The organism is Pinibacter aurantiacus (genome assembly GCF_019130065.1).
GTDB lineage: Bacteria > Bacteroidota > Bacteroidia > Chitinophagales > Chitinophagaceae > Pinibacter > Pinibacter aurantiacus.
Genome location: NZ_JAHSPG010000016.1, coordinates 245028 through 265762, shown reverse-complemented (window position 1 = coordinate 265762; position 20735 = coordinate 245028). Strand labels below are relative to the sequence as shown.

Here is a 20735-nt window from a genome sequence, read left to right as displayed (position 1 = left end):
TATGGCTAAAAGCTATTTTTTTAGAGAAACCTTTTTTAGTTATTTTCAAATTGAGGAACATCATCTTTAAACCAGAAGTCTACTTCCCAATCGCCGCTTTCATAAATACTAAAGGGAAAACTTATAACGGCATCTTCCTTTAATCCTCCAAACCCTATTCTTGAATAAGTGAACATTGCCAAAGCCTGGGTACCATCTGAAGTAGTATAGGCAGTAGGATATGTTATCAACGGTATAGGGTATGCTACCTGGTAGGTTATTATTGCTGAATCAATCTTTGCTGGCCCCGATGTTGAATCTGCTTTCCACACAGGATTAAACCCGTGAATTAATGTGGCCCATTTAGTGGTATTGAACTTAGTGAGCTTGATCGGGTTATAAAGCGTATCGAAAAATCTAAAGGTCAGAGAAGTACCTGATTGGATCTTACTGTCTTTTGGTATGATTTTATGAAAAGACACCTGAACATTACTAATGTAGCCGCGGGTCTTAGCTCCTTTAACATTTAACAAGCCACCGATTGTTGTATACGGAGTCAGTTGCATGCCCGATGTATGATCAAAGTTTGAAGGAGTGTACGGAATCGGTTTGTTCGGAATCAACTTCATGTCTCTGAAGTATCGTGTGCCTCCCTTGTTGGTAACTTTTACGTCAAATAAATATCCCGGCTGCGGGTTAGACTGAACAAGTGTTGATGAGTTAGGATATCCCCAGAATACAAAATCTCCTGCATGATCTCTTACTTCAAAAAGAGAGTGATATTCTGTAGTTCTCTTTGCTTCAATTTCTGCGAGCGATTGCTCTTTTCCTGTGTAGGATTGCGACCATATTTTTACAGGAAACTTATCAGTAAGTTCACTTGCCGGCTCACCGGTCCCGGCATTCCTTATGTTCAATATTGAAAACGTAACAGGCGTAGATGTGTTACCATAATTGAAACTGGCGGGTATCAAAGTTGTTCTTTCCAACAGAGGAGAAAATGTCTTTGTCAAATAGTCCGCCTCAGGATCCATTACCTCCTGCTCTTTGGGCACATAATCTTTGGCACATCCAGACAACATTACTATCATAGCTAAGGTCAGGATAGTATTGAACGCCTGAACAAACGATAGTTGTGATAATTTATTCATTGGTGTCTTTTTCTCTTTTAGATATTATTGAGTTAAGCCTCTGTTTGTAAATTCATTAAATCCAAATTCGTGTCCTGATTTAAGCACGTGCATTAGTGCATTTTTGGCTTTGCCATTTACCGAATGGGTAGAAGTTGTTATCCAGTAACGTTTGAAAATTGAATTCTTACGATCAGAAAACATTATGTACAACTCGCCACCGTTTATTACTCCTTCTGCTGTTGTTCTTAGTGCAGAACCCTGCATTAAATAATGGTGATCTATTGTGCTGTCAGACAAATTTGTTGTATCAACTGCAAGCGAGGGCAAATTCATTCCGTCCAATAAACTACTTAGTGTATCGGTAGTGTAAGCACCTGCTATAACATAGCGTCTTACCAATGTATCCAACTGATTGGCATCGTAGGTGGAAAGCGTCAATGGCTCTTTGCCACTAATACTTCTTTCCCTGTTCAGGTTATCCAGGGCCAAACTAAAGCTTGCATTTGTTGGCAGGAACACAGTGTATCTGGCTGAAAGGTTCTGTAATGTGTCTTTTAAATTTCCCGGCAGTCGATCAATTACCAATGCAAAAGAATCTAATGTTCCTTTTTGAGATTTAATATACTCATACACACTTCCATTATATGAATCGACAGGAGTTTCATAGCTGTATGCTCCTCCGTCTTTTTTACACGCAAACATTATAAACGACAACAGCACAGGTAAGACTAATATTTTTGCGTACTTCTTAAACATAAAGTCTGTTTTATTATAATTTTGAAACTAGTTCCAGTATGAATTTTGAGATAGTTTTGGATTTGTAGCCAGTACACTTACAGAAACCGGCCAGTAAATTCCTTTCGTGTTTACCATGTTCTTAGTGAACGCAGGATCTTTGATTTTTTTGTACCTCACCAAATCATACCATCTCCATCCTTCACCTATCAATTCCTTTCTTCTTTCAGCAAAAATTGCATCCAGCAGGTCCGTTCTGCTATCGTACAATGCAACGCCTCTTTGGGATCTTACATCATTCAGCAATGCTATCGCTTCTGGGCTTGCAGGACCCCAGATATTATACAACGCCTCGGCTCTAAGCAGTTTAATTTCTTCAAGGCGCGTAAATACAATTGCTGAGTTGAACATTGGCAAAGTACCTTTGTTACTGTTGATCACGCATTTCACCTTACTGAATACCGGTATCTCTCCTGTGAAATTTGTGAAGCATTTTTCATAATACAATTTGGAAACTGAGTCACGGCCAAAGCGAGGATCGGGTGCAATTCCTGGTTGAGCCCAATCAGGAAATATAGAAGTAATGGAATCTTTACTCACATACATATCAGGCACTGATTTGGATACAAACGGAGCAGCCAATGTAAGCTCTTCCAAATGTCCGCTTCCAACATTTTCAGTGGCACCGAAAGCAAAGGCTAAAATTTGACGCTGATTATTTCCTGTAAACAAATTGCCGGATTGTGTAGGATCGGTCAAATAATCTGAACCGGTAACTCTCATCGCACTCGGTTGAATTTGAGAGGTGCTTAATTCATTCACGACATGAGAAGTGTATGCATCACAATCAATGTAATGCCCTTGCCACGCTGCTATGTGAGCCAGGATAGCATACGCTGAATATTTTGTAATCAAAATTCCGTACCAGGACGCGGGGCCTTGTCCATAATAAGAGTTAGGCAATAACGGATCATTAAGGCCGGCATAAACACCTGGCAGATCATTGATACCTTTCAGTATTTCTGTCTCGGCAAAGTTTAATATGATAGTTTGGTCCGTAGCAGGTTTTGCAACAAAATCGCCTTCTTCCGAAGTTGTTACCAATGGCACATTTCCCCAAATACGACTCATGTAAAAATATGCGAATGCACGCATTACCCTTGCCTGCGCTACATCAGCCTTCCAGTTGGCTTCGGTATAACGTTGATCGTTGGAGTATACAGTTCCCGAATGTTCAATAAAAGTACTTGCACTATTGATCACCGCATAAAATCGTCTCCAATCCGACAAAGTTTGCAAAGTGGGATAGTTATAGTTTAAATTCCCATTGATAATTGCTTTCAGGTCAGAGCGAGAGCTTGATGTAAAATCACCTCCACGCAATTCTCCCCAAAGCCAGTGAGCATTGTCTTCAGCCAAAGCCGCACGCATCAAACCGTACATGCCCATTAGTGCGCCGCGGGTATCTTCAAGTCTCTTCCATGAATTTGCTTCAGGCGCCAATCGTGATGATTGAACATCCAATACTTTATTACATGAGGAGAAAGCTCCTAAGAGTATACAAATAAGCAGAAAAGAAACTATTTTTTTAGTCATCTCTTACTATTAAATATTGAATAATGATTTTCCGGGTATAAATTCAAACCGGTCTATAGTTCTAATTTGATACCGAATGTGTATGACTTTGATAACGGCAAACCGTATCCGGTATAATGGCCGTTAAAGTCTACCAGTTCAGGATCGTTCCCTTTAAATGGAGTAATGGTCAACAAGTTCATGCCCGTTACATATACATATACACGAGTGAAGTTGCCGCCAAGTTTCTTGATAAATCTGGAGTTGATAAAATCATATCCTGCAGTTACTGAACGCAGTTTAGCAAATGATGCATCTTCCAAAAACAAACTCTGGTTTAGCTGATACGGTATAACATTGCTCCATGGGTTATATACAGGATATTTAGACAAGTCCGCATTTTTTTGCCAGTAAGTGATCTCCTTGACAGAAGCCATTGTTCCGCCATTTTCATTATTGACAAAATCTAACCTTTGAGAAGCGTATTCATTTAATATTTTTTGACCCAACGCGAAGTATATATCAAAGCTTACATTGAAGTCTTTATACTTAATGTTATTAGCCAATCCTCCTGTTACCTTAGGCATAGCGTGGCCCATCAACACTTTATCATCATCATTAATTGTGTTTGGATCGCCTTGGACATTGGTCCATATTGGATCGCCGGTTTTTAATGCAATGCCTTTATAGTTTTGTGTTCCTGTAGGATCAGTAGTATAAATTCCATCATTTTTCAACAACCAGTATTCATCAATCGCGTGACCTACCTGCAATTTTCTGTCACCAATTATTACGGAACTCAAATCGCCCGGCAGTTTGGTTAACTCATTTTGATTGTATGCAACATTAAGCTGTGCATTCCATGTAATGTGATGCTTTGTATCTCTTATGATGTCGCTGCTAACGATCACTTCAACACCTTTATTCAACACATCCATTCCATTGAGGTATTGAGTAGCATAACCCGATTCAGATGATACAGGCACAGCAAACAACATATCCTTGTCAGCTTTTCTATAATAATCAACGCCGATATTCAATCTCGATTTAAACAGATCTGCTTTAATGCCTGCGTTGAAATTTTCTGTATGTGCCCATTTGAAACCATACCCTACCCAGCCACTGGAGTAAGGCCTTGTTAAACCAGCAAATCCATTATAGGAGGCGATAGTTGTCGCGTCTTTCCAACCCAGATCCACACCATACTGCGGGCCGGCAGCAAAACGGTCACTAAGGTTATCTCTCCCTACCACTCCATAAGAAGCAGACAAAGTCAAATTATTGATCGTGTTATGATTATTATCTATTCTGAAGATCTTTGTCAGATCCATATCAATAGCAGCGGTTGGCAATGGCATATACCAGCGGCTGTCAGGTTGCTGAGTAGAAGAACCATCATTTCTAACTAACAGAGATGCATTGATCATCTCTTTATAATCGTAATTCACTTTAGCATACAAGCTGGCGCGGCGATGAGCTTCCTGATCAATAAACCTGGTAACCAGCATGCCGGCCACCGGAGTTAAATACACAGTTCCTTTAGGGTTAGAAGCAGAAATTACAGCAGTAGTGTGATTTGAATTTCCATCAACCATGTTTAGCTTAATAAAATCGCTTGGCGTGTTGTATGCGTAAGCATAGTTGTATTTATTCAGATCAGTGTTGTAAGAAAACCCGGCTTTGAATTCGAACTTATTCGCCTTGTTTAAATCCCATTTATATGTAGCAGCATTATCGAAGAACAACCTTTGGTTATAACCGAAATAATTAGACACAAAGTTGTTGTTCTCCATTATGGTTGTAGGAAAAAACTGATCTCTCACACCAGTGTTATAGTCGAAAGACAGCCTGGAAACTATTCCGAAATTATTAAGCTTTGCCGCCAGGGAGAAAGCACCCTGAATACTATTTGTGATGTTATTGTCAACGCTTGTACCCAGTTGGTCAAGATAATTCCCGTACATCGCTTTGTTTGGTGAGAGAGGAGTTGTCAGATCCGGAAGATATCTTGCTTCTGCAAAGCGATCGCGCAAATATCTTGCTCCTTCGCGTTTCATCATCGATGCATTGATCGTGGTAGAAGAAGTCAACCATTTCAGCGGGAGCATATTTACTGAAAAGAATGCCTGGTAACGGTTGAAGCCCGTTTGATCAGCCGTTCCATTGTTGGTTGTTGCCCCTCCAAAAAAACGGAAGTTCGCACGGTCGGAACCACCGGTAACACTTAAGTTAACATTGTAAAGTGCCGCGTTTTTATAATACAAATCCGTCCAGTCAGATTTTCCGTAGTAATCAGGACTAAGATTATTGGCCAGGTATGATGGATAATTTGTTTTACCATCTGCAGTTGCATACTTCGCATAAAATGGTTGTCTGAAAGCATTTTCATCAGCAGCATTCAGCGTAGTAACAGCTGGTCGTTGAGCAAAGCCAACATAACTGTTTACGCTTACCTGGCGCTCAGCTTTATGGGCATTTTTAGTGGTGATCCAAATTACACCGTTGGGAGCCCATGGGCCTAACTCACCAATATCACCGGCATTCTTGTAAACGTTAATGGATTCAACGTTGTCCAGATCAATTATTGACAACAAATTGGTTTGAGTACCTATCCTGTTGTAGTCATACTGTTGCACATCGTATGCGAAAGGATTTTCCTGGATAAGTGGTAGTCCGTTTAAAAACACGGTAGGCTGTGTAGCGGTGATATCGCGGCGTAGCAGCAACGGCATAGACAAGCCTCTGACAAACATGCTGGTTTGATCTGAGCCCGGCTCTCCGCTTCTTTCCGGAACATATACACCCACTGCATTTCCTTTCAGCATTTGCTGTAGGGAAACCAATGGCTTTGTTTCAATTGTACCCATTGGTACCGGTCCTATAGATTTTTTAACAGGCAATATGGAGTAATCTGCCTTGCTCAGTAACTGAGTTGTATCTTTTGCAACCTGTGAAGTGTCTTTTGATTCGCTTTTGCCTTGTGCTTCTGTAAGCAATGTGGTTCCAATACAGACAACACAAAATAGTACCAACCTTAATAACAACTTATTTCCTATTCTCATAAGAAGATACTTTTTAGAAATTTATTGGTTAAAAAAAATGCTTATACCTTTTTTTTGCTTCTCTTGCGGAGCGCTCAAAAGCTTCAAAAATTTGTAACCAAATTCCTTAAGCAGTAAAAACATTTTTAGCAGTTTCGGTTTTAACAAATCTATATGAGTTTTGTATACTTTGCCAACTAGACACATTATAAAATAACACATGTGATAGCAATGACGGAGTTATCAAACGTTTGCGTAATCTTAAAAACAGCATAGTAAATCCACGTTCTATAGATGATTTTGGAAAAAAAGTGACCATAAACGTTATATCAAATGGCCATCATATGAATTTATAGGAGATCATTTTGATGCAATTCATGATACAGAGATTAGTGAAAACAGGCTTTAAAAAAAACCGAAAAAAAATCAGCCAAATACCGCGAAAAAATGCACCTTTACCAGCCCCTAAAAATATTTACCCAACTAACGAAAGCACTTGTTTTCCTGTTTGCAAGGCTGCCTAGGAGATTAATATGCCCGAAAAACAACCAACAATAAAGGAAATAGCAAAAAGGTTGAATATATCAATATCAACTGTTTCCAGAGCATTGCACAATCATCCTTCTATAGGATTAAAAACAAAAACCCTTGTTCAGCAATTAGCACAAAAGTTGGATTATGAACCAAACCAAATGGCCATCTCTCTTCAGCAACGCAAAACATTTACTATAGGGGTTATTCTGCCAGGTTTGTCCGAGTCATTTTTTTCTTCTGCAATTAGTGGCATTGAGGAAGTAGCCAACATAAACGGCTACACGGTGTTGATGGGGCAAAGCCACGATGATATCGAAAGAGAAAAGCAGTTGATGGAGACAATGAAAAAGCATCGCGTGGATGGACTACTTATTTCTATTACAAAAAATACAAAAACATACGAGCATTTTGACCTCTTAAAAAAGGCAAACATACCAGTAGTTTTCTTTGACAGAATTCCTGACATGAACGACATCAATTATGTTGCGTGCAATATCTTATCCGGCACCATGAAAGCGATCAGTTATCTGCTTAAAGGACGCCACAGAGTTATCGGAATGATCAATGGTCCCAAAACGCTAGTAGCTACTGCTGAAAGGCGTGACGGCTATATACAGGCAATGCAAAAAAACAGGCTCAAATTTGATCCTTCATTGGTTTTTAACTGCGACTTGTCAAAAGAAAGCGTTTATGAAGCCACTCAAAAATTACTGTCGCATAAGCGAAAGCCAACCGCCATTGTTACATTCAATGATTATGTAGCAATGGATGCAATGCACTATGCTACCCAACAAAAAATTTGTGTAAACAAAGATCTGCTGTTTGTAAGCTACGTCAACCTGCCCATGCTGCCACACCTGAAATTTCGTCCCATTGCAAGTGTGGAACAATATCCATTTAAGCAAGGCCAAAAAGCAGCACAAATGTTGGTAGAACTATTGCAAAATAAAATTGAAAATACGGAGGATCAGATGCATTATAAGATCATTATTGATTCAGATTTGGTAATCCATGCTTAGTCATAATTTTTGAATGAATAAGCTTTCAATTATGCAAGAACCATCAATGCGATGAAAGCAACAGATAACAAAAAAGCCTGTAAAATAGATGATTTTACAGGCTTTCGATATGTTTTAACAACTAAGTTTTAACTCCTACTTTTTGAGCGTCAAGCTATCATGCTCTCGAGAATAAACAACAACTCCATTTTTGTATAATGAAGCCGTTTTAATAAGACCAACTGTATCATCAAAATAATCAGTAACATAACCATTTAATGTATCGTTTAGCCAATATCTATGGCTTTTCAATGATCCACTACTATAAAAATAAAACGCATTACCATTTGCTTTGTCATTCTTAAAATTGACAATTTGTTGAATATTTCCGTTTTCATAGAACCAGATCGACTGTCCTTCTGAGTCTCCATTCTTGAAATGCTGAATTGTCTTAAAATTTCCATTTTCAAAATATTCAATCTCCACGTCATTATTTTTTTTATCACTACATGAAAACAAGCTGAGTGTGACTACAAAAAATATAAAATAAGTTCTGTTTCTTTTCATAAATTAATACGATTCGACATGTTCCGCAGGACATGTCGATTAAAGATAACAACGGATTTAATCCTGAATCAACCGCTCGTTTCTACAGGATTGATATCCCTTTTATCTATCGTTCGAGATGTCCTGCGAAAGATCTCGAACAGAGCTCAATGGACATTAAAAAAGCCTGTAAAATCTTTTGACTTTACAGGCTTTTAATTTTGACTTTCTTAAGTCGGGGTGGCAGGATTCGAACCTACGACCTCCACATCCCAAATGTGGCGCGATACCGGGCTACGCTACACCCCGATTGATTAATTTTAGCAGTTACTATCCTTAATCGTGGGGTGCAAAAGTAGGGATTTTGACCAATACAAAACAAACATTTTCGCAAAAAAAATTTCACCTTTTAAAGAAATCGGTTTCAAATGCTTATCTGGCCTGAATTATGAATAGAAATAAAATGTGTCCGGAGAATTGAAAGTTGAAAATTAAAAGTTGAAAATGAGGAACCTGAACCATGTCTGCCTTATTTTCGATAAGTCACACACAACGCACTTTCAATTTTCAACTTTCAATTTTCAATTATTCTCCTAGCTCACTCCTGCTCCGGCATTGATCACATTCTCTGGCTTTACGAAGTGTAATTTACCAGCTGTATCCTCCGCCATTAATATCATGCCATTGCTTTCGATACCACGCATTTTTCTCGGCGCAAGATTGGCTACAACAACTACTTGCTTGTTGATGATCTCTTCCGGTTTAAAATGCGTTGCAATGCCGCTTACAATTGTTCTCGTTTCAAAGCCAAGGTCGACACTCAGTTTTAAAAGCTTGTCTGCTTTTTCCACTTTCTCTGCTGCTACAATGGTTCCTACTTTCAGATCGATCTTCGCAAAGTCATCATATACAATTTCCGATTTGAGCGCAGGCGCTGGTTTTTCGGCTGGTGCTTCTTCGATTTTTGCGATACCGTTTGCGGCCGCTTTGTTTTCTGCCGTCGCTTTTGCCAGTCCGGCCTGTAGCTTCTCCACTTGTGCCTTTACCTCATCATCTTCTATTTTTCTAAACAACAATTCAGGGGCACGCAAAGTATATCCTACGCTCAGCAATTTCATTTTACCGGCATTTTCCCACTCGAGCATTTTATCTACCACTTTCATCATGTGCAGCATTTTCTGTGCTGTATTTGGCAAAAACGGATGGATTAAGATCGCGAGGTTTGCACACAATTGCAGGCTGATATGCAGGCAGTTGTCAATCTGCTTTTGCAGTTCTGGTTGCTCAGCAAGTTTTTTCACCAAGATCCACGGCTCTTTTTCCTGCATGTATTTGTTACCAACGCGAGCAAGGTTTATCACTTCAAAAAGCGCATCCCTGAACTTATATTCTTCAATAAGCGATTCTACTTTTTGTTTTATTCTGATAACTTCTTCACCAACAAACTTGTCTTTTTCATCAAAAACATCTGCATGCAATGGCGGCACTTTGCCACCACACAGCTTGTGCATTAACACAAATGTTCTGTTTACAAAGTTCCCGAAAATGCTCACCAGCTCGCTATTATTTGCATCCTGGAACCCTTTCCAGGTAAACTCGCTGTCTTTTGTTTCCGGAGCAATTTGCGTCAGGTAATAACGAAGCACGTCGGCCATTTGCGCACCGCCGTTTTCCTTTTTCACGAAGTCATCAATATAATCCTGCATTTCGAGCTTCCAGTTGCGGCTGGTACTCATCTTATCTCCTTCGAGGTTGAGGAACTCATTTGCCGGCACATTATCTGGTAAAATATTGCCATGCAGTTTCAACATTACAGGGAAAATAATGCAATGGAAAACGATGTTATCCTTTCCGATGAAATGAACCAGTTTAGTTTCTTTATCGTTCCAGTATGGCTGCCAATCTTTACCATTGTTGATGGCCCATTGTTTGGTCGCGCTGATGTAACCAATCGGAGCATCGAACCACACATACAATACTTTTCCTTCCGCACCTTCCACAGGTACTTTAATGCCCCAGTCAAGATCACGGGTTACGGCGCGTGGCTGCAAACCTCCGTCGATCCAGCTTTTGCACTGCCCTACTACATTTGCTCGCCAGTCATCTTTGTGGTCCTGCAATATCCATTTACTCAAAAATTCTTCGTGGCGATTCAATGGCAGGTACCAGTGCGTCGTTAACTTTTTAACCGGAGGTTGGCCGCTTAATGTGCTCACAGGATTGATCAATTCATCCGGACTTAAAGCTGTTCCGCATCTCTCACACTGGTCACCATACGCACTTTCGTAACCGCAATTAGGACAAGTACCTTTTATATAACGGTCGGCCAAAAAAGTTTTAGCCTGCTCATCATAATATTGTTCAGTTTCTTTTGTTTCCAGTTCACCGGCGTTGTTCAAAGCTGTAAAAAACTCCTGCGAAGTTTCGTGGTGCAAAGGCGAACTCGTGCGGTGATATATGTCGAAAGAAATACCAAGGTCAGCAAAGTTTTGTTTGATCAACTCATGATATTTATCGATGATCGCCTGTGGAGTAGTATTTTCCTTCATCGCCTGGATAGGAATTGCCGTTCCATGCTCATCGCTTCCGCACACAAACGCCACATCACGTTTTTGCGCACGCAGGTAACGCACATAAATATCCGCAGGCAGATAAGCGCCGGCCAGGTGCCCAACATGTTTCAATCCATTCGCATACGGCAAAGCCGCCGTGATCAAATATCTCTTAGGTTGTGTCATCATATTCGTTTTTTGAAGAAAGCCCGGCTTTCAATTATCTGCAAAAATAACGATTGAATAATTGAATTATTGATTTATTGGGATGTTAGCAATAGGCAGGCCCTGATTTCATTTTCAAATTTTCAAATTGTCACATTTTCAAATTTCAATTGCCACATTTTCAAATTAATATATCTTTATTTTATGAACCGTAAAAACTTCCTTTCGTCTACCATACTTGCTTCCGGAACATTATTTGGCTTCACTAACCCACCTGCGATCGACCCCCCGGAGGAGGAAAAAGCGATGATTATTCCCCCTTATTTAAAACCGGGCGATACAATTGGGATCACTAGTCCCGCCGGATTCATCAGCACGGACGAGATAAAACCGGCTGTTCAACAGATGCAGGACTGGGGATTTACGGTAAAAATCGGGCAAACCATCGGAAAAAGGGATTTTACATTTGGCGGCACCGATCTTGAACGCAGGAACGACCTCCAGGAAATGATGGACAACAACACTGTTAAGGCCATTATGTGTGCTCGGGGTGGCTATGGACTTGTAAGAATTATTGATAAATTAAACTTCAACAATTTCAGAGCGAATCCCAAATGGATCGTTGGGTTCAGTGATGTTACGGTAATGCATGGGCAATTGAACCGCATGAACATCGCCTCCATTCATTCCAAAATGTGCAACAGCTTTCCGGATAATTTTGCAACCGCAGATCCTGTTCAGGTAGATACCATCTTGTCTATTTCAAAAGCGTTAAAGGGAGAAAAGATGCGCTATGTAACCACTCCAAATGAAAAAAATATAGTTGGCATTGCAGAAGGTGTGCTTGTGGGTGGAAATTTAAAAACGATTGAAAGTTTATCGGGCTCCGCATCCGATATTAAAACAGATGGCAAAATCTTATTCGTGGAAGACACAGGTGAATATTTATATAGTATTGACAGAATGTTTTGGAACCTCAAAAGAAGCGGCAAACTGAATAATCTTGCAGGGTTGGTTATAGGTGGATTTAAAATTAAACCAGATGATCCCGGTGAAGTATTTGGAAAAACGGTGCAGGAAATTGTGATGGAAAAAGTGAGCATGTTTAATTATCCTGTTTGCTTTGATTTTCCTGTGGGTCATCAAAAAAATAATTTCGCATTGAAGTGCGGTGTTAAACACAGGCTGGAAGTGGGCAGCATCAGATGTTCTTTACAAGAGTTATAATAAAATAAGATTGCTATCTCTAGCCTGATGACCATACAATAATTCATCACAATAGCAAGATAAAAAAACAACTTTCCGGGAAATAAAAATATCAGCGGCAATCTAATTGCCGCTTTTCTTTTTGGGCCATTAATAAAGACAAGATTTCAACAGATCTCATGCTATTTTATAGGCACACTTTTTAGAAAAGTCCTTTTTCTGAATTCTAAAGTCCTTTTTCGAGGCTTTCACTTCACAGCCGTTTATACTTTTGCTAAGCATTTGAAACAAATTTCAACCAATATCCTAAACCTGTTTCAAAAACCCTTTCCATGAAAAAAAATCTAGTCCAATAGATTTGTTAAACCTGAGCTTGGTGTAATATTATTTTATTAATTAACACCCTATTCTATGAAAGACGGAGCGCCACGTGCGACTCCGTTTTTTTTTCCCCCAGAGACTGAATAACTGAATAAATGAGTAGCTGCAGGCTCTTTGGTTGTTAGTTCCTAGTTGTTTGTTGGTAGGCTTAAACTCGCAGAACTTGTCAAGGTGATGCTTCCATTATTCAGTTCTCAATTATTCAGTTATTCAGTTATTTCCCCTGCCTCAAGCAACCTTTCAATGCGCTATAACATCTTAGTCCGCGCAGAACATTTTGAAAGCTCAATTTGACAAAACGAGATTCAAAACTGCCTCTTTCGAAAATATACTAGTCCCATTTTGTAGATCAGATACTTACCACTGAAAATAATTTTATATCTGACACAAAAACATTTCTCAAAAATGACGATAAGAAAAGCGGTAGCACAATCGTGCCTATATGAATTTAGGTGTGCGACGCCCTTCATTTAGACGGATACACTTTCGTCCGGAATTCAATTTACATACCTTACAAAGCATTATTATGAAAATCCAATTTAAAAAAAGCGGAATCGGAAACGAATGGCTGTACAACATAGCTGACGAAATAAACAGAACTTTTAACTCGCATGTAATCGTCGAAAACAACCAAATCATCTTCCCGCCCGATATCGCGGAAGGGTCATGCAAATATTATAAACTATCAAACGACGTAGACATTTGTATTACCGATGTTGTATATAATGTTCGTATGATTTACGAACGGGTCGCAACAACAGAAGATCCCTATTATTCAATGCATCTCAATTGCAGCCCATCATCTGTCGAGCATTTCTCCCAAGGTAAAAGAAACAAAATGGGAGGAACCGCAAACTCAAGTATCTACTGGTCTTCATCAGCGATTCCTGTATCATTCAAAACAGAACCCGGTGAAAAATTCCAATCAATCTTCATTTGTGTATCAAAAGAATATATTCAAAACACGCTATGGAATGCAGATTCTCCTTCGCACCCATGCGGACTAAGAGATAACACCTCACAAGGCTGCACACTGGAAACAAATACGGAGTGTCATTGCAAAGCTGACGCTAAAGACATATGCAACGCTTTTAACGACTCAGAAATAATTAAGAGCAATATATATACAGCTTTGGGGACAGTAAAATATAACCTGGTGCAGGAGATCATTAATATGGACAAGGGAGACTCTGTGTCCGAAAAAATAATTATAAAGGGGAATGTATTGAAGATACTGGCACATTTTATTCAAAAAATAACGTCGGAGAAGTACAAGAAATCCAAGGGCATAATGTTTGGCGATGCAGCAAAGATTATGCAAATAAAAAAAACCATTGATGATGGCGCACATTTTCAGCATTTTTCGCTGAATGATTTAGCCAAACTGGTAGGAATAAGTAAAACAAAATTAAAGATCAAGTTTAAAGAAATTGTAGGAACCAGTGTTTACCAATATTATCTGGATGTGCGCATGCGACGGGCCAAAGACATGCTATATAACAATCCACGCTCTATTACCAACCTGGCTTACGAAATGGGTTTTAAAACGGTGAGCCATTTCTCACAAATGTATAAAAAGTATTACGGCATTAATCCCAATAGCATTATCGTGCAAAGCAGAAGAACCTTTAATAGTTGAGAATGGAGAGTGGAGAGTGGAGAGTTGTTGGTTGAACTATAATAGTTAAGCCCACTCTCAACTCTCAATTCTCAACCCTCTTTCCATTCTTCATTTTCAATTTTCAATTTTTTCAATTAAATTTATTTAATTTCGATAAATTAGTTGTTTAACTAACCTTTTTTTGAAGTAGTTGAGAGTTGAGAATGGAGAGTGGAGAGTTATTGGTTGATCGAGGATTGTTGTTAGCCTGTATTTTCGAGTCGTCATTAAATGCCAACAATTACCACCAAAGACTCTCACTTTACACTTAACTCTCCACTCTCCATTCTCAACTCTCAACTAAAAAAATTATGAAACGTACGATCAAAAAAGTTGCCGTATTAGGAAGTGGTGTTATGGGTTCGCGCATTGCTTGCCATTTTGCGGGCATTGGTGTGCAGGTTATATTACTTGATATTGTACCCAAAGATGCAGCCGACAGTACTGATAAGAAACAGAGAAATAAAATAGTTGACGACGCACTGGCGGCTACATTGAAAAGCAATCCCTCTCCTGTCTATAGCAAGGATGCGATTAAAAAAATTACTACCGGAAATTTTGACGACAATATGAAGGACATCGCCAACTGCGATTGGATCATAGAGGTGGTAGTTGAAAGACTCGACATAAAAAAAGTAGTATTTGAAAAAGTAGAACAGTTCCGCAAGCCCGGCACTCTAATCACTTCCAATACTTCAGGCATTCCAATTCATTTAATGACAGAAGGAAGAAGCGAAGATTTCAAGGCTAATTTTTGCGGATCGCATTTCTTCAATCCTCCACGATATTTAAGATTACTGGAAATTATTCCTACACCACACACATCGCCAGAGGTAGTTGACTTCCTTATGCAATACGGCGATCTGTATTTAGGAAAAACAACAGTGCTTTGTAAAGATACGCCTGCATTTATTGCCAACAGGATCGGTGTATATGGCATCATGGCCATCTTTAAGCTGGTTGAGAAAATGGGACTAAGTATTGACGAGATCGATGCACTGACGGGGCCGGTTATTGGCCGTCCGAAATCTGCTACTTTCCGCACAGCGGATGTAGTGGGTATTGATACGCTTGTAAAAGTAGCGAACGGTGTAGCGGAAAACTGTCCTAATGACGAACAAAAAGATACGTTTAAAATTCCGGCATGGCTGGATAAAGTAGTGGCAAATAACTGGCTGGGTGACAAAACCGGCCAGGGCTTTTTTAAGAAAACAAAAGGTACGGGTGGCGAAAAAGAAATTTTGGTGTTGAATCTTTCCACCCTTGAATATGAGTCCCGTAAAAAACCAAAGTTCGCTACAGTGGAAGCAGCAAAACCAATTGACGATCTTAAAACAAGATTGAAAGCATTGGTAAGTGGAACGGATAAAGCGGGTGAGTTTTATAAGCAATTCCACTATGGTTTGTTTTCCTATATTTCTCACCGTATTCCTGAAATAAGCGATGAGCTTTACCGGATTGATGATGCCATGATGGCTGGCTTTGGCTGGGAGATTGGTGCTTTTGAAAGCTGGGATGTGCTGGGTGTAGCGAAAACAACAGAAGCCATGAAGGCAGCCGGCTACACCGTGGCGCCATGGGTGGAGGAAATGTTGCAAAAAGGATTTACATCTTTCTATAAAGTAGAAAATGGCAAGCGCCTGTATTACGATATTGAAAGCAAATCTTACAAGGCATTGCCTGGTGGAGAAGCTTTCATAGTAATGAAGAATTACGAAAATCAGACTGTGTGGAAAAACAGTGCTTGTCGTACTTATCACCTGGGTGGTGATGTGCTCGGCCTTGAATGGAACACCAAACTGGGAACGATTGGTGGTGAAGTATTGGAAGGCATCCAAAAATCGATAGCACTTGCAGAGGAAAAATACAAAGGGCTTGTAATCGCAAATGATGCACCGAACTTTTCTGCGGGTGCAAATGTGGGCATGATCTTCATGTTTGCCATTGAGCAGGAATATGATGAACTGGACATGGCGATACGCATGTTCCAAAACACCATGATGCGTGCCCGTTATTCTTCTGTACCGGTGGTGGTGGCTCCGCATGCTTTGGCGCTTGGCGGTGCGTGTGAGCTTAGTCTTCACAGCGATAAAGTTTGTGCAGCTGCAGAAACATATATTGGTCTCGTGGAGCTTGGCGTGGGGCTGATTCCCGGCGGTGGAGGCACAAAAGAATTTGCGCTTCGTGCTGCAGATGAAATGCATGAAGATGAACCCGAAACCATCACTTTAAAAAATCGCTTCTTAACTATTGCAACTGCAAAAGTAGCGACGTCTGCCGCAGAAGCTTTTGATATGGGCATTCTTCGAAAAGGTCATGATGAAATTGTAATGAACCCGGGACGAAGAATTGCTGATGCTAAAAACAGCGTGATAGAAATTTACGATCGCGGCTATACAACTCCGGCTCCACGCACAGACGTGAAAGTGCTTGGCCGTTCCGCATTGGGCGCATTGTACGCGGGCATTAATGGCATGTGGCGTGCTAATTACGCTACTGATCACGATGTGGTAGTGGCAAAAAAACTGGCTTATGTTATGTGCGGCGGCGATCTTAGCGAACAATCTCTTGTTAGTGAACAATACCTGCTTGACCTCGAACGCGAAGCCTTCCTTAGCCTGACAGGGGAAAAGAAAACGCTTGAAAGAATACAGAGTGTGTTGAAGGGCGGAAAACCGGTGAGGAATTAGTTGAGAATTGAAAGTGGAGAGTTGAGAGTGAAGCGTTTTTTGGAAGCAACATGCCTGAGATTCTTCATTCTCAATTTTCAATTTTCAACTTTCAATTTTCAATTAAAAAAAGAATGCTTTTCCAATTTGACAGATGGGTGAACAAAAGAGTTGCACTTGCATCCATTCTTGTAATTCATATTGCTCTTAGCCTTATCTGCGCTCATTTCAGGAGCTTGAACCTGGATGAAAAAACTTATTTCGAATATACCGTTCGCTGTTTGAAGGGGCATCCGGAAAGAGTACGTATTCTGGATGACAGCAAGACTATTCTGGTCTTTCCGGCATTGATACCGCGAATGATATCACAAATCTTTCACCCGGGCCTTACAAAAAATGATGGCGGCATAGCTGACATTCTTCACGGCAGATATACAATTCTTGTTTATTCTGTTCTTCTTCTTCTATTTCTTTGGCTCTCATTGAAAAAGCTGGATCTGCCTTATGCCATGCTTGTTTTTCCGCTTGCAGCGATAAATCCAATGATTGTTAATTATGCGACGTTTATTAATTCTGACATGGCCGTGGGCCTTTTCACGTTACTGCTTTTCTATTATGGGTGGCAATTTTTTAGCACAAAAAAAACGCGATACCTGGTATATCTCTCTATTGTATGCGGGTTGGGGTTTGTCTGCAAGTTTTCATTTATTCCTGTGTTAATGGCATTTTTTATCGGTGGCGTTTTTCTGTTTTTTACCTCTTTCAGAAGCCGGTCCTCTCTTTTATTTGGTATTAGATCGTTGGCAGTTGTTTTTGTCATCTCTGTGCTGGTTATCAACCTATGTTATCCAACGGACAAAAGATTTGTATCTCTTAGAAACATGGAGCTTAAGAGCGAAAAGTTCAAGGCTTTAAGTCAGTCGTTTGTAGGAGCCTTTCCCTTGCCAGTTCCCCAGAATATGGTGCAGGCGGCCGATCAACTGAGTTATCATTCACAACCAAATCTCCCTATTGGTGATATTACGTTTGAGGGACGCGTGTGGTTGCTAGGTGGTTTGCATACAACTCCTTTGTGGTTCTATTACTGGGTGCTGTTGGGTATTAAAACACCAATCTTTCTTTTATTGCTGATGATTATTGGCGCTGCGGCGGCAATTTTTTCTTACAGGAAATATCCGTTTATTTTCCTTGCAACAGTTGTTGCACTGTTTTACTGTGCCTACTCGGGATACATTAATTTCTTTCAGATAGGCGACAGGCATTTATTAGCCATATACCCACTGCTGTTTGTTGTTGCAGGATTCGCGATGTATAAATTGAGTGAATGGCTTTCTATCCGCCAGGTTGTAGCTTTCTATTGCATGGGATTCATATGGTTGCTTATTTCTGAGGGCTACTATTTTCCGCATTTTATGCCATACACCAATGAATTTATAACAGACAAAAAGACGGCGCATTGGACCGCAAACGTTGGAGTGACCGACTACTGCCAGTCAGTTGATTTTGCTGAAGATTTTATAAAAAATAATCCCGGCTACAAAAAACCCTTTGGCGACACTTCCCACAACGGCAAATATGCCATTTGTGTATTCAGGTTATTCTACGACGCTTATTTTGGCAAGGATCCCAAATCTCTCGAATTATGGAATCGCAGACCGACAAGGATAGAGAGATTTGTGGTGCTGATATTTGACGAAGACAAATAACTGAATAACTGAGTAACTGAATAACTGAAGGTTCTCTACGATTGTTAGTTGGATTTCGATAGCTGTCAGACTTTAAAGCCTACCGGCTAAAATATTTGGTAGCAAGCACCGCGACCCCCTCAGTTATTCAGTTATTCAGTTATTCCCCAAAGTCTTTTAATTTGCAAACACTATGAATTTTCTCGCATCTTTTGATAACTGGCTGCGTAAGCCTTCTGCACTGTGCATTTTGCTAGGTGCATATATTATTCTGAGTTTTGTTTGTCTGCAATATAGAAGTACTCATTCCGATGAAAATGATTATTATAGCTACACCCTTCGCTGCCTGCGTGGAAAACCTGAAAGAATAAGTGCATTTGATGACAGTAAAACCATGCTTCTGATTCCAGCCGTTTTACCCAGAGTTGTAGCACAGGTGCTGAATCCCCAACTAAAAAGAACTGATGGTGGTCATTCGGATATTTTAAATGGAAGGTATGCCATGATTATTTTCGCCATAGCCATGCTTGTGTTCCTGTGGCTGTTTCTGAAAAAAACAAATCTCAATTACAGCATGTTGGTCTTTCCCCTTGCTATAATCGATCCGTTTTTTTTGACTTATTCAACTGTCCTAACATCAGATATGGCGGTGGGTATGTGCACCATTGCATTTTTATATTTTGCTTTTCAATTTTATACGAGCAGAAAATTCCACCATTTATTATTGATGTCTGTTGCTATTGGGTTGGGTATTGTTGGCAAATTTTCTTTCGCACCCATACTGATGGGATTTGGCATTGGTACAATTATATTATTCTACAGAAAACTAAATGGCAAGGCCAATCTTCTTTTCCTGCTAAAGTCTGCAGTAATCAGCGCGCTTGTTATTTTATTTGTAATAAATATTGCCTACCCTACGGACCGCAGATTCATTGCTCTGAAGAATGAGTCTTTTCAAAGCGAACGGTTCAATTCGATGAGTAAAAGTTTTCTTGGAAGCATTCCTGTGCCCTTGCCTATCAATATGATCCATGCTGCGGATATGCTTAGTTATCACGGTCAGCTGGACATTCCAGAGAGTGACGAAACGTTCATCGGCGCAACATGGTTGTTTCGATCCTTCCATCAACCGCCTGTATGGTATTACTATTGGCTTTTGTTATTGATCATCACTCCTATATTTTTATTGATGCTTTTTTCTATTGGAACGCTGAATGTTCTCGCAAGGGCACAAAAAAACAAGTTCGTTTTCCTCGCAACAATTGTTGCTTTGTTATACTGTTTATATGGAGGTTTGTTCAACAGGTTTCAAATAGGTGCAAGACATTTGCTGAGCATGTATCCACTGCTCTTTATTACCAGTGGCTATGCGTTACATGTAATGGGAAACTATTTTTCCAGGAAGAATTTCCAGATAGTTTGTGGCCTGGGTGGTTTGTGGATGATCGCATCGGTGCTATATTTTTTTCCTCATGAAATGGCTTATACAAACGAGTTTATTACTGATAAAAGAACAGCGCATTGGTACGTTAATGAAGGCGTGATCGACTATGGCCAACTGCTCGAGTACGAGCAGGATTTTCGCAAAAATAATCCTCAATACAAAAACCCACTGCACGACACCACCAAGAACGGAAAATACGCAATAAGCAGCGGTGCGCTCCTCTACTTTGCCTACCGCTATAAGGATCCAAAGTCACAGGAATTATTGCGCCGGAAACCTGATCGCGTGGAGAGGTTTGTGCTTTTGATATTTGAGTAACAGAGTAACTGAATAACTGAATGACTGAATAACTGAAGTTTTTATTTCGACCAGGGTTTTGATCAATCAACGACCCTCAGTTATTGAGTCATTCAGTTATTCAGCCAATAAGAA

At 40.0% G+C, this 20735-nt stretch carries 12 protein-coding genes and 1 tRNA gene; 6 read left to right on the top strand and 7 right to left on the bottom strand.

The features are described from left to right. Positions 1 to 35: 35 nt before the first annotated feature. Genes KTO63_RS22245 through KTO63_RS22230 form a run of 4 tightly spaced genes read right to left on the bottom strand, consistent with a single transcriptional unit; the run spans position 36 to position 6484 of the window. Positions 36 to 1130, bottom strand: a complete 1095-nt coding sequence (locus tag KTO63_RS22245) for a DUF5007 domain-containing protein (RefSeq protein ID WP_217794161.1) — start codon at positions 1128 to 1130, stop codon at positions 36 to 38. A gap of 24 nt (positions 1131 to 1154) precedes the next feature. Beyond that, positions 1155 to 1868: a fasciclin domain-containing protein gene (locus tag KTO63_RS22240; protein WP_217794160.1), complete on the bottom strand. Its 714-nt coding sequence runs from the start codon at positions 1866 to 1868 to the stop codon at positions 1155 to 1157. Positions 1869 to 1895: 27 nt separating this feature from the next. Next, positions 1896 to 3443, bottom strand: a complete 1548-nt coding sequence (locus KTO63_RS22235; protein ID WP_217794159.1) for a RagB/SusD family nutrient uptake outer membrane protein — start codon at positions 3441 to 3443, stop codon at positions 1896 to 1898. 53 nt (positions 3444 to 3496) lie between these two features. Continuing rightward, entirely contained in the window at positions 3497 to 6484 is a 2988-nt protein-coding gene (locus KTO63_RS22230; protein ID WP_217794158.1) for a SusC/RagA family TonB-linked outer membrane protein, read from the bottom strand. Positions 6485 to 6996: 512 nt separating this feature from the next. Here KTO63_RS22230 and KTO63_RS22225 point away from each other — a divergent pair. Next, positions 6997 to 8016, top strand: coding sequence for a LacI family DNA-binding transcriptional regulator (locus tag KTO63_RS22225; protein WP_217794157.1), 1020 nt, complete (start codon positions 6997 to 6999; stop codon positions 8014 to 8016). A gap of 135 nt (positions 8017 to 8151) precedes the next feature. Here KTO63_RS22225 and KTO63_RS22220 read toward each other — a convergent pair whose 3' ends face one another. From KTO63_RS22220 to metG, 3 genes are all read right to left on the bottom strand, one after another. Continuing rightward, positions 8152 to 8562 (bottom strand): toxin-antitoxin system YwqK family antitoxin, encoded by a 411-nt coding sequence (locus KTO63_RS22220; RefSeq protein ID WP_217794156.1) that lies wholly within the window; start codon positions 8560 to 8562, stop codon positions 8152 to 8154. Between the two features lie 214 nt (positions 8563 to 8776). After that, positions 8777 to 8850, bottom strand: a tRNA-Pro gene (locus KTO63_RS22215). Positions 8851 to 9134: 284 nt separating this feature from the next. Next, positions 9135 to 11282 (bottom strand): methionine--tRNA ligase, encoded by a 2148-nt coding sequence (gene metG / locus KTO63_RS22210; protein ID WP_217794155.1) that lies wholly within the window; start codon positions 11280 to 11282, stop codon positions 9135 to 9137. A gap of 180 nt (positions 11283 to 11462) precedes the next feature. Here metG and KTO63_RS22205 point away from each other — a divergent pair, with 180 nt between their 5' ends. From KTO63_RS22205 to KTO63_RS22185, 5 genes are all read left to right on the top strand, one after another. Then, a complete protein-coding gene (locus KTO63_RS22205; protein ID WP_217794154.1) occupies positions 11463 to 12485 on the top strand; it encodes a S66 peptidase family protein in 1023 nt (340 codons plus the stop codon). Positions 12486 to 13371: 886 nt separating this feature from the next. Continuing rightward, positions 13372 to 14484, top strand: coding sequence for a helix-turn-helix domain-containing protein (locus tag KTO63_RS22200; protein WP_217794153.1), 1113 nt, complete (start codon positions 13372 to 13374; stop codon positions 14482 to 14484). A 332-nt stretch (positions 14485 to 14816) separates the two neighbouring features. Continuing rightward, positions 14817 to 17195: a 3-hydroxyacyl-CoA dehydrogenase/enoyl-CoA hydratase family protein gene (locus KTO63_RS22195; protein ID WP_217794152.1), complete on the top strand. Its 2379-nt coding sequence runs from the start codon at positions 14817 to 14819 to the stop codon at positions 17193 to 17195. Positions 17196 to 17308: 113 nt separating this feature from the next. Further along, complete coding sequence (locus tag KTO63_RS22190) at positions 17309 to 18880, top strand: glycosyltransferase family 39 protein (RefSeq protein WP_217794151.1); 1572 nt, start codon at positions 17309 to 17311, stop codon at positions 18878 to 18880. A gap of 172 nt (positions 18881 to 19052) precedes the next feature. Beyond that, complete coding sequence (locus KTO63_RS22185; protein ID WP_217794150.1) at positions 19053 to 20621, top strand: ArnT family glycosyltransferase; 1569 nt, start codon at positions 19053 to 19055, stop codon at positions 20619 to 20621. Positions 20622 to 20735: the final 114 nt, after the last annotated feature.